General features: G+C 73.5%; 16 protein-coding genes. 10 read left to right on the top strand and 6 right to left on the bottom strand.

The window, feature by feature from the left end; translation table 11 throughout:
- Positions 1–136: 136 nt before the first annotated feature.
- From EUA94_RS10070 to EUA94_RS10050, 5 genes are read left to right on the top strand one after another with little or no spacing between them, the layout of a single operon-like run.
- Positions 137–358 carry a hypothetical protein gene (locus EUA94_RS10070; RefSeq protein ID WP_129426737.1) on the top strand — a complete coding sequence of 74 codons (222 nt, stop codon included), beginning with the start codon at positions 137–139 and terminating at the stop codon, positions 356–358.
- Between the two features lie 51 nt (positions 359–409).
- Positions 410–934: an undecaprenyl diphosphate synthase family protein gene (locus EUA94_RS10065; protein WP_129426736.1), complete on the top strand. Its 525-nt coding sequence runs from the start codon at positions 410–412 to the stop codon at positions 932–934.
- Complete coding sequence (locus tag EUA94_RS10060) at positions 919–1,257, top strand: VOC family protein (protein WP_129426735.1); 339 nt, start codon at positions 919–921, stop codon at positions 1,255–1,257. Before EUA94_RS10065 ends, EUA94_RS10060 begins: the two co-directional genes overlap by 16 nt.
- 39 nt (positions 1,258–1,296) lie before the next feature.
- Positions 1,297–1,671, top strand: a complete 375-nt coding sequence (locus EUA94_RS10055) for a nuclear transport factor 2 family protein (RefSeq protein ID WP_129426734.1) — start codon at positions 1,297–1,299, stop codon at positions 1,669–1,671.
- A gap of 4 nt (positions 1,672–1,675) precedes the next feature.
- Positions 1,676–2,179 carry a GNAT family N-acetyltransferase gene (locus EUA94_RS10050; RefSeq protein WP_242494779.1) on the top strand — a complete coding sequence of 168 codons (504 nt, stop codon included), beginning with the start codon at positions 1,676–1,678 and terminating at the stop codon, positions 2,177–2,179.
- Here the strand turns inward: EUA94_RS10050 and EUA94_RS10045 are convergent.
- From EUA94_RS10045 to EUA94_RS10035, 3 genes are read right to left on the bottom strand one after another with little or no spacing between them, the layout of a single operon-like run.
- A complete protein-coding gene (locus EUA94_RS10045) occupies positions 2,176–3,207 on the bottom strand; it encodes an SIS domain-containing protein (RefSeq protein WP_129426733.1) in 1,032 nt (343 codons plus the stop codon). The two genes, EUA94_RS10050 and EUA94_RS10045, sit on opposite strands and share 4 nt — an antisense overlap.
- A 24-nt stretch (positions 3,208–3,231) precedes the next feature.
- The gene (locus EUA94_RS10040; protein WP_129426732.1) at positions 3,232–3,408 is read right to left on the bottom strand and encodes a Trm112 family protein; all 177 of its coding nucleotides are present in this window, start codon (positions 3,406–3,408) and stop codon (positions 3,232–3,234) included.
- A 15-nt stretch (positions 3,409–3,423) separates the two neighbouring features.
- The gene (locus EUA94_RS10035) at positions 3,424–3,786 is read right to left on the bottom strand and encodes a DUF3499 domain-containing protein (protein WP_129426731.1); all 363 of its coding nucleotides are present in this window, start codon (positions 3,784–3,786) and stop codon (positions 3,424–3,426) included.
- Between the two features lie 49 nt (positions 3,787–3,835).
- Here EUA94_RS10035 and EUA94_RS10030 point away from each other — a divergent pair, with 49 nt between their 5' ends.
- Complete coding sequence (locus EUA94_RS10030) at positions 3,836–4,279, top strand: metallopeptidase family protein (RefSeq protein WP_242494778.1); 444 nt, start codon at positions 3,836–3,838, stop codon at positions 4,277–4,279.
- A gap of 6 nt (positions 4,280–4,285) precedes the next feature.
- Here the strand turns inward: EUA94_RS10030 and EUA94_RS10025 are convergent, their stop codons facing one another.
- The 3 genes from EUA94_RS10025 to EUA94_RS10015 all read right to left on the bottom strand — a co-directional run bounded on the left by EUA94_RS10025 (position 4,286) and on the right by EUA94_RS10015 (position 8,930).
- The gene (locus EUA94_RS10025) at positions 4,286–5,683 is read right to left on the bottom strand and encodes a DUF5719 family protein (RefSeq protein ID WP_129426730.1); all 1,398 of its coding nucleotides are present in this window, start codon (positions 5,681–5,683) and stop codon (positions 4,286–4,288) included.
- Positions 5,676–8,597: a glycosyltransferase family 2 protein gene (locus EUA94_RS10020; protein WP_129426729.1), complete on the bottom strand. Its 2,922-nt coding sequence runs from the start codon at positions 8,595–8,597 to the stop codon at positions 5,676–5,678. Before EUA94_RS10020 ends, EUA94_RS10025 begins: the two co-directional genes overlap by 8 nt.
- Before the next feature lie 75 nt (positions 8,598–8,672).
- Positions 8,673–8,930, bottom strand: coding sequence for a WhiB family transcriptional regulator (locus EUA94_RS10015; RefSeq protein ID WP_091199910.1), 258 nt, complete (start codon positions 8,928–8,930; stop codon positions 8,673–8,675).
- 121 nt (positions 8,931–9,051) lie between these two features.
- On the opposite strand from EUA94_RS10015, the gene cofD reads away from it, so the two are divergent.
- From cofD to EUA94_RS09995, 4 genes are all read left to right on the top strand, one after another.
- A complete protein-coding gene (cofD, locus tag EUA94_RS10010) occupies positions 9,052–10,080 on the top strand; it encodes a 2-phospho-L-lactate transferase (RefSeq protein ID WP_129426728.1) in 1,029 nt (342 codons plus the stop codon).
- On the top strand, positions 10,077–11,015 hold the full coding sequence (locus tag EUA94_RS10005; RefSeq protein ID WP_207210488.1) for a coenzyme F420-0:L-glutamate ligase: 939 nt from the start codon (positions 10,077–10,079) through the stop codon (positions 11,013–11,015). Before cofD ends, EUA94_RS10005 begins: the two co-directional genes overlap by 4 nt.
- A 61-nt stretch (positions 11,016–11,076) precedes the next feature.
- Positions 11,077–11,814 (top strand): DUF3105 domain-containing protein, encoded by a 738-nt coding sequence (locus tag EUA94_RS10000; protein ID WP_129426727.1) that lies wholly within the window; start codon positions 11,077–11,079, stop codon positions 11,812–11,814.
- Positions 11,815–11,830: 16 nt separating this feature from the next.
- Positions 11,831–12,550: a TIGR03089 family protein gene (locus EUA94_RS09995; protein WP_129426726.1), complete on the top strand. Its 720-nt coding sequence runs from the start codon at positions 11,831–11,833 to the stop codon at positions 12,548–12,550.

The raw sequence follows: 12,550 nt of genomic DNA, 5'->3' as shown, positions 1-12,550 counted from the left end.
AGCACCATCCGGCGGGGCCGAAGTGGTGTCCAGGCGTCGCGGTGCGAGCGTGACATCCCGAATGAATCCTTGGTCGTCCGATCTGCCCACCACAGAGCTATTGCGTGCTCCGGCATGCAAAGGAACCATCCACGCCATGGACATGTCTCAGATCTGGCCGCGTCTCGCCACGTCGACCCAGGCCTGGCTCGTCGACCACAACGGCGAACTGCTGCCCGACGACATCCTTCATGAGGTCCTGACTGCCGCTGGGGGACAGCGAGACCCTCGTTGGTGGGCTGGGGACTCCGAGCAGGGTGAGACCCAACTGACCGACGAGGCTGTCGACTGGATCGACGAGACCGCCAACGGCGAGTAGCAGGCGGCGTACGCACTGGTGGCACGCACGGACCTCGGACAGGATGGCCGCGTGACGACCGTGGACGCCGGAAGCGAGACAGCGATCCCGCGACACGTCGGCGTGGTGATGGACGGCAACCGCCGGTGGGCACGCATCGCCGGGTTCTTGAACCTGAGCGAGGGGCACCGCAGGGGCGCCGACCACATCGAGGACCTCCTGGGCTGGTGCGAGGCCCGGACCGCTGGTCGCGACGGGCACGTCACGCTCGCCATCGGGTACGACGGTCGCGCGGACATCGTCGCCGGCATCCGGGGCGCGATTCGCGCGGGCGCCGTCGACACGGCCGGCGGGATCACGCCCGCCGACATCACGGCCCACCTGCCCGGCGGCCCGGTGAAGGACATCGACCTCGTCATCCGGACGAGCGGGGAGCAGCGGCTGTCCGGGTTCTTCCCGTGGCAGGTGGCCACCGCCGAGGTGCACGTGAGCCCGAAGCTCTGGCCCGACTTCGGCGAGGCCGACTTCGACGAGGCGCTGGCGCGCTACGCGACGGTCGCCGTACGCACCGGGGGTGCCGCATGCCCTCCTTCGTGAAGTCCGTGACCTTCGACTGCCACGACCCGCTCGCGATGGCGGCCTTCTGGGCGGCCGTGCTCGGGTCGAACGTCGACGAGGACAGCACCCCCGAGCGGGCGTGGGTCGAGCCCGCGGGGTGGGGCGGACCGAACCTCTGGTTCCAGCAGGTGCCCGAGGACAAGGTCGCCAAGAACCGCCAGCACTTCGACCTCCGGGCGACGGGTCCGCTCGACGAGGAGCGCGACCGGCTGGTCGCCCTCGGCGCCCGGGTGGTGCGGCAGGGCGACGAGCTGATCGTGATGACGGACCCGGAGGGCAACGAGTTCTGCCTGGAGACCTGAGCCGGCGGCGCTGTCGGACCGCCGCGCCACACTGACCTCATGGACGCAGCCGCCCTCCTCACTCGCCTCGCCGCCGCGATCGACGCGCACGACTGGCAGGGCCTCCCCGACCTCCTGCACGCCGACTTCACGTGCCGGCTCGTGCACACCGGCGAGGTCTTCGACAAGGACGCGTGGGTGCGGTTCAACGCCGACTACCCCGGCTTCCAGCGGATGCTCGTCGAGGACCTCGTCACCGACGGCGAGCGGTGCGTGCTGCGGGCGACGGTGATCGGCGAGGGCGACGCGGGCGAGGAGCTGCGGTTCGCCGTCGCGAGCTTCGCAGCCGTCCGCGACGGACTGGTCAGCGAGCTCGTCGAGGTGTGGGCCGACGTCGACCAACCAGCGCCCGAGAGCACCCGGCCACTAACCTGACCCGGTGCTGCCCGAGCCGACCGAGCGCCTCCGCTTCCGGATCATGGAGGAGGCCGACCTCGACGACATGACCGCCGTGCTCTCGGCCCCGGACCCGGTCCACGTCGACCGGCCGCCGCGGGACCGGGACGACGCGGTCCGCTGGATCGAGTGGCAGCAGCGCAACTACGCCGAGCACGACTTCGGCCTCTGGGTCGTCGAGACCCACGACGGCACCTTCGTCGGCGACTGTGGCCTCACCATGCAGGACGTCGAGGGCACCGCCCACGTCGAGGTCGGCTACCACGTCATGCCGGACCTGCGCCGGCACGGCTACGCCACCGAGGCGGCCCGCGCGGTCCGCGACTGCGCCGCGGCGCACGGTGTCGAGCACCTCATCGCCCTCGTCCGCCCGGAGAACACCCCCTCGCAGGGAGTCGCCCGCGCCCTCGGCATGGAGGTCGAGCGCACGGCGTATGTCCACGGCGTCGATGCCCTGGTGTTCGGCATGACACTGTCGAACGGCTAGTCCTCGACCAGCCCCACGCGGAGGTACTCCGCGGCATAGGTGCCGGCCAGCAGCAGCGACGCGTAGCGCGCGACCTCCGCGTCGGCGTCGGTGTCGAGCGTCTCGACGCGTACGCCGTGCCGCGCCGCCGCGGCGCGCAGCTCCCCGGTCTGCTCGCGGACGACGGGGTCGTCGGAGCGGTCGTCGAGGATGAGCAGCAGCGGCCGCAGGTCGGCCGGCTCCTCGGCGAACGGGTCGGCGAACACGTCGTGGGGCTTGGTGGCCTCGATGACCGGCAGCAGGTGCTCGGCGTCACCCGCGATCGCCGAGCGGCCGCTCGTACGTCGCAGCGACTCCGCCAGCCGGCGGGCGGCGCGGGCGGCGAGCACCGAACCTCCCCACACCAGCGGGTTGGTGTCGGCCATCGCGATCGCCAGCATCTTGGCCGGGTTCACCGCGAGGTCGCGGTGGGGTGAGCAGTCGGTGGCGACCTCGTCGAGCGACTCGGCCACCGACTCGGCGTCGGCGCGTGGGCCGAGGTGCACGTGCGCGAGGTAGTCGAGCATCACCACTGCGGTCGCGAGCTGGTCCCCCGTCGCCGTCGGCAGCACCGTGACATGGCGCCCGGCGGCGTGCTCGCCGACCAGCGACCGCTCGGGGCAGGCGACGACGACCTGGCAGCCACGGCGTACGGCCTCGGCGACCGCTGACGCGGAGCCGTGGTCGTTGCCCTCCGGCGCCAGCATCACGACGAGGTCGAGCGAGCCGGCCCAGCCGGGCAGGCCGGGGTTGGGCCAGGCGACGAACGGCACCGGGCACCACGGCTCGAGCACCGCGCGCAGCAGGCGCGAGTCCGGTCCGGCGGCGATCACGGCACGCGGACGCTCGCCGTCGCGACCCTGCGCGATCAGCTCGGCGGTCGCTGCTGCGGCCTCGTGGGCCTCGCGCCGGACCCGCGCACCGCTCTCCGCGAGCGTCCGCAGGCGCAGGTCCACCGTCTCCAGCACCCCGGCGTCATCGAGCCGGGCCTCGTCGAACCACGTCGCCACGAGCTGGCCTCTTCTCAGCAGTCCTCAGGCCGGCTTGCGGGCCTCGTCGACCAGCAGCACCGGGATGTCGTCGCGGACGGGATAGGCGTTGCCGCACCCCTGGCAGACGAGCTCGTCGGCGCCGTCGACGACGTCGGGCACGAGCTCACCGTGGCAGGCCGGGCAGACGATGATGCTCAGCAGCTGGGGGTCGATGTTCACGCAGCGGAGTCTAGGTCAGTCGGTCGACGACAGTACGCGCAGGTGACCGCGCTTGGCGCCGCGGCTCGGGTCGTCCGTCGAGTGCAGCGGCACGGGCGCCGGGGCGGGCCGGCCGGCCTCGCGCACCGCGTCGGCGAGCGCGAGCAGGTCGTCGGTGGTCGGCCCCTGGGTCCGCGGGTCCGGAGCGAGCCGGAGCACCTCCCAGCCGCGCGGTGCGGACAGCCGCTCGCTGTGCAGCTCACACAGGTCGTAGGCATGCGGCTCGGCGTACGTCGCCAGCGGACCGAGGACCGCGGTCTGGTCGGCGTAGACATAGGTCAGCGTGTTGGCCGCAGGACGGCCGCACGCCGTCCGCGAACAACGACGACTCAGGCTCACGGCGGTGACGCTACCCGCCGCATGCATGGACGGCGCTTAGGCTCGCGGCATGCAGGAAGGTGTGGGAGAGGTCAGGCGACGGGCGCGCGACCGGCGGGGTCGCGGCATGCGCGGTCCCGGCATCCTCCCGGCCGACCCCGGCACCCCCTCCCTGCGGACGGCCCGGCAGAAGTTCGACCAGCTCGTGCTCGACGTGGTCACGCCCCTCGACGAGCGGTGGCAGCAGCACCTCGGACTCGTCGAGTACGCCGTCGAGGACGCGCCGATGCTGCCCGACGACTGGGGCGACGAGACCGTGCCGCTGTCGTCGCTGGTGCGCGGCAAGGGCCAGGACCCGACCCGGCTGGTGATCTTCCGGCGACCCGTCGAGCACCGCGCGACCAACCGCGACGAGCTGGAGGCGATGGTGCACACCGTGGTCGTCGAGCAGCTCGCCGAGCTGCTGAACCTCACGCCGGGACAGGTCGACGAGAGGTACGGCGACCAGGACTGACCTCGGTCAGCGCTGGGCCGGTCGGACGTCGGCGACCTGGCTGCTCGTCTCGAGCTGCGAGAGCGGGAGCGCCGACAGGCCGCGGTCACTGACCTCGAGCGAGACCACGGCCGCGGTGCGGTCGAGCGTCACGAGTGCGAGCACCGCGTCGTCGGGCAGCCGGATCCGGGCGGCGGTGGCCGGGTCGATCTCGACGCGGCGCTCCCGCACCACCGCATCGCCGTTCTCGTCCCAGGCCTGCAGGGTCAGCACGCCGGGCGCGGTGGCGCCGACGACGACGAGGCGCTTGGCCCCGGGCGGGAGTGCCACGGCCGCCTCGTCGGCAATGCCCGGGCCGGCCACGGCGAGGGCGAGGTCGTCGGAGATCCGGGTCCGCACAGAGGCGGTCACCGGTCCGGTGGCCTCGACCCGCAGCGCCTGGACGCCCTCGGCCTTCCGCCCGCGCAGCACGCCGCTGAGGTCGACCTCGCGGACCGAGGCCGGCGCGAGGGTGATCTCCTCCAGCCCCGCGGGCGCGAACTCGCTCTCCTCGCTCACCAGCTCCAGCGCGACCCGCACCTCGCTGTCACCCGGGTTCGCGAGCGTCAGGGTCCGGTCGGCGCGGCCGGACCCCAGCCCGGCGACGTACGACGTCTCGGCGGGGGCGGCCTGCGCCGGCAGCCACTCGCGCACGGGCCGGTCGCGACCCACGGGGTCGACGACGTCGACCACGCTGGACGCCAGCCGGCCGCGCGACACCTGCACGTGGAGGGCGAGCGCGTCGCGGCTGGGGGCGACGTCGGAGAGGTCGAACGAGGTCGAGCCGCTGCCGGGCACCCGGATGCCGCGCAGGGCGGGGACGTCCACCAGGCCGCTGCCGTCCCACACGATGACGTCGGCGACCGCTGGGCCCTTGTCCGGGTTGACCAGGGTGAGGATCGAGGAGTGCTCGGCAGAGGCGCCAACACCGGTGAACCACTGCTCCGGGACGGGCCGGTCGCAGGTCACGGCCGACCCCGCTCCTGCCCGGGTGGCGACCAGCCCGGCGGCGAGGTCCGCGCTGCCGTCGACGACGACGGACTCGCGCTCGGTGACGGATCCGGTGCCGGCCTCGAGGGTGGTCGTGTCGTCCGTACGCCCGACGCGCAGCGCGAGGTCGCCCGAGCCGAGCCCGGTGCTGCCGAGCCGGACGTCGTCGGCGCCCGGCAGCCGCGCGGGGCAGACCGCGGTCGCTCGGTCGAGCGCCGCGCTCGTGGGCGCGAAGGACGTCGGCGGCACCTCGGCGGGGCGGACGATCGCGAGCGCCGCGACAGTGAGCAGCGGGACCGCGACGGCGATGAGGGTCAGCGGCGACGGGCGCCGGCGTGCGGCCTCGGCCACGCGACGGCGGCCGCCGGACTCCGCCTGGGGTGCTTGCTCAGTCATCGACCTGCTCCTGCCTGCGCTGCCGCACGGTCGGGGCTGCGAGCACGAGGGCAGCGAGGATCGCCAGCCCCTGCAGCACGAGGAGTCCGGTCCGCCACCACGAGCGGGAGCCCCCGAGCGCCGAGGGGTCCAGCGGCCGGTCGACCCGCCAGGCCCGGGTGCTCCGGTCCTCCGCGCTCGCCTGGTCGAGGCCCCCGGTGGCGTCCAGCAGCGACGAGATCCGCCCGTCGGCGGGCGCGGTGAGGACGACGTACTCCACCCCGCGGGCGCCCAGGTCGGCCACCACGGCCGGCGTCGGCGACGACACCAGCGTGCGTACGTCGTCGGTGAGCGCGGTGTCCTCGTCGGCGAGGGTCAGCACCTCGTCCTCGCCCACCGTCGTGCCGTCGTCGCGGCGGATGCGGTAGGTGATGCCGTCCTCGACGGACCCGCCGACGACCAGCACACCGTGCTCCTGGCCGAGGAGCGAGCTCTGCTGCATGTAGACGGGGACGGCGCTCCCGGCGTCGCGCTCGAGGGTGTTGCTGGGCGTCGTCAGCCACCAGCCCAGTCCACCGAGCGGCACCACGGCGGCGGCGACGGCCAGGGCGGTCGCCAGGCCGCGCTGCCACCAGGGGTGGTGCTCGTCGAGACGCCGGAGGTAGGCATCGGCGCCGAGCACCGCGGCCACGATCGACGTGCCCTGCAGGATCACCACGAAGAGGCCCAGGCTCGGCCGCGTGGTGACCGAGGGCAGGTCGAGGGAGAGGTGGGAGAGCACGCCGGAGACCACGGCCGCGGCCAGCGCCACGATCCAGCAGATCACGACGGGCACGCGCGTACGTCGGGGGACGAGCGCGGCCAGAGCCAGTGCGCCGAGCACCGCGCCGAGCCACCCGGGTGCGCCGATGTCGTTGAGCCGTCCGGTCAGCAGGCCGCCGAAGGTGACCTGGTCGACGGTGAGCCGACCGGCCTCGAGCAGCAGTCCCGACGCCGAGCCGGTGGTGAGCAGCGGCACCAGCCACGGCGCCAGCAGCAGCGGGGTGGCGGCGACGGCGACGACCGGCGGCCCCCAGCTGTCACGCTCGCGCAGCAGTCGCGGCGAGATGACGGCGGCGGCACCGAGCACGACGGCCGTGGCGAGCAGGGCGAAGAGCCAGAGCCCGGGCACGAACGCGGCGCCGAGCGCGAGCAGCAGGGCGGTGCGCCAGGCGGCGCGCCAGCGCCGGTCGCGGTCGGGGTCGACGAAGCCGAGCGCGGCGTGGGCCGCCCACGGGAGCAGCGCCGCGACCGCGACGGTGCCGAAGCGCCCCTCCGCCCAGGCACCCGACGTCACGGGGACGAGGGCATAGGTGAGCGCTCCCCACACGACCAGCCAGCGGGGCAGTCCGCGCGGGTCGACGAGGTGGCCGACCACCGTGAGCAGCCGCCACGCTCCCCACGCCGCGAACGGCACGGCCAGCAGCATGAGGGCGGAGACGACGGCGCCGGTGTGGCCGAGCATCACCCACGCGGCGACGGCGAACGGCAGGACGTACGCCGGGGCCGGCACGTCGGTGCCGGTGCCCAGGGGAAGCGAGGTGGCGGTGTGCAGCGACCACCAGTCGCCGACCGCCGAGGGCACTGGCGAGAGCGCGCCGCCCACGATCGAGCCGAACGCCTCGCGTGCGGCCAGCAGGGCGAGGATCCCGAAGAGCACCAGGACGACCGCGACGGGGTTGGTGAAGAAGCGCGCCACGAACCCGCTGTCGGTGAGGTAGGCCTCCTCGTCGTCCTCCGCCGAGCCCCGTCGCTGCTGCTGCGCTGCGGTCGGCGCGGTTCCGCCGGCCCGGGCGACCCGGCGGCGCTCGGCGACGTCGGCGGCCTGCCCGGTCAGGGCCGAGGCCAGGTCGGTGACGAAGTCGAGGCCGTGGCGGTAGGGCAGCCAGGCCGGCGCGAGCAGGCGGCGTACGTCCACGGGCTCGCCCTCGCGGCGGCGCGCGCGCTCGCGGCGGGCGGCCAGCACCTGGCGGGGCCGGCCGTGCACCGAGAGCACGGCGGCGAGCTCGTCGAAGGCCTCCCCGACCGAGCGGACGGCGAAGAAGCCGAGCACCCGCAGGAGGGAGCCGAAGAAGAGCCGGACGAAGTGCCAAGGGAAGCTGCGACCCGACACGTTGGCCAGCAACGTGAGCAGCGCGGCCCGACGCTCCTGGTAGTGCGTGTGGCGCCCGGTCAGCGGCGTCCGCCGGATGCCCCGGTGCGCGGCCTCGGCGTGGAAGACGACGGCCTGGGGCACGACGTACGTCCGGTGTCCGGCCAGGGCGGCCCGCCAGCCGAAGTCGATGTCGTTGCCGAAGATCGGCAGGTCCTCGTCGAGGCCACCGAGCGACTCCAGCACCCGACGACGGACAAGCATGCCCGCGGTGTTGACCGCGAGGACCTCGCGCACCTCGTCATGCTGGCCCTGGTCGTACTCACCGCGCTCCAGCCCGGTCTCCCGACGACCGGTGCCGGTGATGGTGAGACCGACCTCGAGCAGCCGACGGAGGGACGGCCACTCGCGCAGCTTGGGGCCGAGGATCGCGGCATCGGGGCTGGCCTCGGCGGCCGCGAGGAGCTCGGCGAGCGCGGTCGGGTCGGGATTGCTGTCGTCGTGCAGCAGCCAGACCCACTCGTCCTCCGCCCCGATCGGCACGGCCGGGGCGAGCTCGAGCCCGCGGCGCACGGCGGCGGGATAGCTCGTCGAACCGGGCACGACCTCGACGACGAGCCCGTCGGAACTGTCTGGACCGGCCGGGGCGAGCGCGTCGCGCACGACGGCGACGCTGTCGTCGCGGCTCGTCGTGTCGACGACGACGACGCGGTCGATCGGGTGGGTCTGCCCGATCAGACCTGCGAGAACTGCCGGCAGCCACCGCGCCCCGTCATGACTGACGAGAAGCGCAGTGACGGTCACCGGAGCACCTTAGCGAGGCGCTCCGCGCCGCCAAAAACCACGCATTTCCACGTGGCTGGAGGCGGCGCAGCGGCGTCAGACCGCGCGCTTTTTGAGCTTGCGACGCTCCCGCTCGGACAGGCCGCCCCAGATGCCGAAGCGCTCGTCGTTCATCAGCGCCGACTCGAGGCAGTCGTCGCGCACCTCGCACGTGAGGCACACCTTCTTGGCCTCCCGGGTCGATCCACCCTTCTCCGGGAAGAACGCTTCGGGGTCCGTCTGCGCGCAGAGGGCGCGGTCCTGCCACCCCAGCTCCTCGCCCTCGGGCTCGAGGAGGAACAGTTCAGCTCTCATGGTTGTAGCCCTTTCGACCCATTTCAAGAACTAACGACACTGTGGGAATTACATGCCTGTCGTACCCCGCAAGTCAAGCCCGGATCTGATATGGCCATTCCCCTTCCGGCAGGCTGTTGCTATGCCATCATCCACAGCCACGCTCAGCCGTATCACCGTCCTCTCCGGCGGGGTCGGCGGGGCAAGGTTCGTCCAGGGCCTGCTGCACGGGCTGCGCTCCGGCGCGGTGCCGGGCGGCAGCGCCGACACCGAGGTCACGGTCGTGGCCAACACCGCCGACGACTGGTGGATCCACGGCCTCAAGGTCTGCCCCGACCTCGACACCGTGATGTACACCCTGGGGGACGGCATCGACGTCGACCGCGGGTGGGGTCGACGTGACGAGACGTGGAGCGCGAAGACCGAGCTGGAGGCGTACGGCGTCGAGCCGACGTGGTTCGGCCTGGGTGATCGCGACATCGCCACGCACCTCGTGCGCACACAGATGCTCGAGGCCGGCTTCACGCTCTCGCAGGTGACCGAGGCGCTGTGCCGGCGCTGGCAGCCGGGCGTCACCCTGCTGCCGATGAGCGACGACCGGGTGGAGACGCACATCGCGATCGCCGACCCCGACAGCTCGAGCGGCCGCTCGGTGATCCACTTCCAGGAGTACTGGGTGCGGCTGCGCGCCGCGGTGCCGGCCGAGACCGTGCTGGTGGTCGGCCAGGACGCCGCCACGCCGGCGCCGGGCGTGCTCGAGGCGATCGCCGACACCGACCTGCTGGTCCTGCCGCCGTCCAACCCGGTGGTCTCGGTCGGCACCATCCTGGGCGTCCCCGGCATCCGGGACGCCGTACGCGCGACCGCCGCGCCGGTCGTCGGCCTCTCCCCCATCGTCGGGGGGTCGCACGTGCACGGGATGGCGGCGCAGATGCTGGCCAGCATCGGGGTCGAGGTCTCGGCCGCGGCCGTCGGCGCCCACTACGGGTCCCGGGACTCCGGCGGCGTGCTCGACGGCTGGCTCGTCGACACCCGCGACGCCGACCAGCTTCCGCGGCTCGAGGAGGCCGGCGTCCGGGCCCGGGCGGTTCCGCTGATGATGAGCGACCTCGACGCGACGGCCGCCATGGCCGCCGCCGCGGTGGCCCTGGTCACCGGCGGGGCCGCGTGAGGATCGAGGTCTGGGCGCCCGACGGCGTCCCGGAGGTCACGGCCGGCGACGACCTGGCCGCGCTGGTCCTGGCCGCGCTCGGCGACGGTGCCGACCTGGCCGACGGCGACGTGGTCTCGGTGACGAGCAAGGTCGTCAGCAAGGCGGAGGGCCGGACCCGCACCGGCGACCGGGACGGTGCGATCGACGAGGAGTCCGTACGCCTCGTCGCCCGTCGAGGTGCGACCCGCATCGTGCGCCACCGGCTGGGCCTGACCATGGCCGCGGCCGGGGTCGACGCGTCCAACGTCGCCCTGGGCTCGATCGTGCTGCTCCCCCTCGACCCCGACGCCTCGGCCCGGGCGCTGCGGCGCGGGATCCACGAGCGGGCCGGCGTCAACGTCGGCGTGGTCGTCACCGACACCGCCGGGCGGGCGTGGCGCGAGGGGCAGACCGACATCGCCGTCGGCGCAGCCGGGCTGGTCGTGGCCGAGGACTTCGCCGGCCGCACCGACCCGCACGGCAACCCCCTCGCCGTGACCCTCCCGGCCGTGGCCGACGAGCTCGCGGGAGCGGCGGAGCTGGTGCTGGGCAAGCTGTCCGGGCGCCCGTTCGCCGTCGTCCGTGGCCGCGCGGACCTGGTGCTGCCGCCCGGGAAGGACGGACCCGGCGCCACCGCCCTCGTGCGCCCCGAGGGCGGCGACCTCTTCGGCTGGGGCGCCCGCGAGGCCGTCGTACGCGCGCTGGCGGGGGCCGTCGCGGACCGGATGCCCTTCGGGGCACCGGCCGACCGGGGCGAGCTCGACGCCGCGCTCGCCGCACTGCCCGACCCGACCGACCGCACGGCCGTGGCCGCGGTCTGCTTCGCGTACGGGTGGCAGGTCGACGGGTGGGACGAGGGCCCGTCGGGCAGCAGAACCGACGGCGTGTGCCGCGTGTCACCCGTGACTACGTAGACTCTGCCACCGCACCACCGCACCGCCCCCTCCAGCAGTCGACCGAGAGACACAGAGCACCGTGGCCAAGCAGGCAAAGACCGACCGACAGGCGGTCATCGACTCCATCCGCTCCCAGCAGTCGAAGTCGGAGAACCGTCGCGGCATGGCCATCGTGGGCGTGTGCGTCCTCGTCGCCGTCCTCATCGTCGGCGCGGCGGCCTTCAAGCCGGTCAAGGACTGGTACGACCTGCGGTCCTTCGCCTCGGACTCGCTCGGCGAGATCGGCGCGAAGGCGTCGACGTGCCAGAAGGTCGTCACGAAGACCGCGGAGGGCAACCAGGACCACGTCGAGGTCGGCACGCCGATGAGCTACCCCGACGCCCCGCCGGCCTTCGGCCAGCACTGGAACATGTGGGACAGCATGGACCGCAAGCTCTACCTGACCTCCGACCGCCCCGAGCTGGGCGAGCTGGTGCACAACCTCGAGCACGGCTTCACGATCCTCTGGTACGACGAGACCATCGCCGACAGCTCCAGCAAGATGGACGTGCTGCGCGGCATCGCCTCCAAGCTCCAGGGGACGACCAACCTGCGCGACAAGTTCAAGGCCGTGCCGTGGACCTCCGAGGACGGCAAGGCCTTCCCGAAGGGCCAGCACGTCGCCTTCACCCACTGGTCCGTCGGCGGCGCCGGCGAGACCGACCCGAGCAAGCAGGTCGGCGTCTGGCAGTACTGCTCCGACGTCAGCGGCGCAGCCCTGGAGACGTTCATGGAGGACTACCCCTACATGGACTCCCCGGAGCCGAACGCCGTCTGAGGCGGCTCGCCGACCCGTGCCGACCTTCGCCGAGGTGCTCGCAGCGCAGCTGCGGCGTGACCCCGGCCGTCCGCTGCTGACGTTCTACGACCACGCCACCGACGAGCGCGTGGAGCTGTCGGCGACGACGTACGCCAACTGGGTGGCGAAGGCGTCGGGGCTGCTCACCGACGTGGCGGACCTCGAGCGCGGGATGTCGCTGCGCATCGACCTGCCGCCGCACTGGCTGTCGCCGGTCTTCCTCGGCGCGGCATGGAACGTCGGGCTGCGCGTCACCACCGCCGACGACCCCGACGCCGTGGTGTGCGGCCCGGAGGGCCTCGACGCGTGGGCGCCCCGTGCCGCGGCGATCCCGGTGCTGGCCTGCAGCCTGCGCCCGCTCGGCGTACGTTTCGCCGAGCCGCTTCCCGCTGGCGTGCTCGACGTGGGTGTCGAGATCTGGTCGCAGCCCGACGGCTGGGCGGCCTGGGACCCGCCGACCGCCGACGACCTCGCGACCGACACCCTCACCCAGCGGCAGCTGTTCCCCTCACCGACAGACCTGACGGCCGCCGCCGGGAGTTCTCTCACCGACGGCGGCCGTCTCTTGTCGGTGGCCGACCCGGCTTCCCCACCAGGAATGGCCACCTTCACCGAGCCCCTCGGACGAGGCGGCTCGCTGGTCCTTGTCCGCAATCCCGACCCGGACCGCCTCGACGGCGTCTACGACGCCGAACGGGCGACTGCCCGAGCCTGA

This window comes from Nocardioides zhouii (assembly GCF_004137345.1).
GTDB classification, from domain to species: domain Bacteria; phylum Actinomycetota; class Actinomycetes; order Propionibacteriales; family Nocardioidaceae; genus Nocardioides; species Nocardioides zhouii.
Note: the sequence above shows the minus strand (reverse complement) of the source record. Positions and strands in the feature narration are given on the sequence as shown.

Coding starts and splice junctions, on each gene's coding strand:
- EUA94_RS10070 (WP_129426737.1), top strand. CDS start 137: ATGGACATGTCTCAGATCTGGCCGCGTCTCGCCACGTCGACCCAGGCC.
- EUA94_RS10060 (WP_129426735.1), top strand. CDS start 919: ATGCCCTCCTTCGTGAAGTCCGTGACCTTCGACTGCCACGACCCGCTC.
- EUA94_RS10025 (WP_129426730.1), bottom strand. CDS start 5,683: ATGACTGAGCAAGCACCCCAGGCGGAGTCCGGCGGCCGCCGTCGCGTG.
- EUA94_RS10015 (WP_091199910.1), bottom strand. CDS start 8,930: ATGAGAGCTGAACTGTTCCTCCTCGAGCCCGAGGGCGAGGAGCTGGGG.
- EUA94_RS10055 (WP_129426734.1), top strand. CDS start 1,297: ATGGACGCAGCCGCCCTCCTCACTCGCCTCGCCGCCGCGATCGACGCG.
- cofD (WP_129426728.1), top strand. CDS start 9,052: ATGCCATCATCCACAGCCACGCTCAGCCGTATCACCGTCCTCTCCGGC.
- EUA94_RS10030 (WP_242494778.1), top strand. CDS start 3,836: ATGCAGGAAGGTGTGGGAGAGGTCAGGCGACGGGCGCGCGACCGGCGG.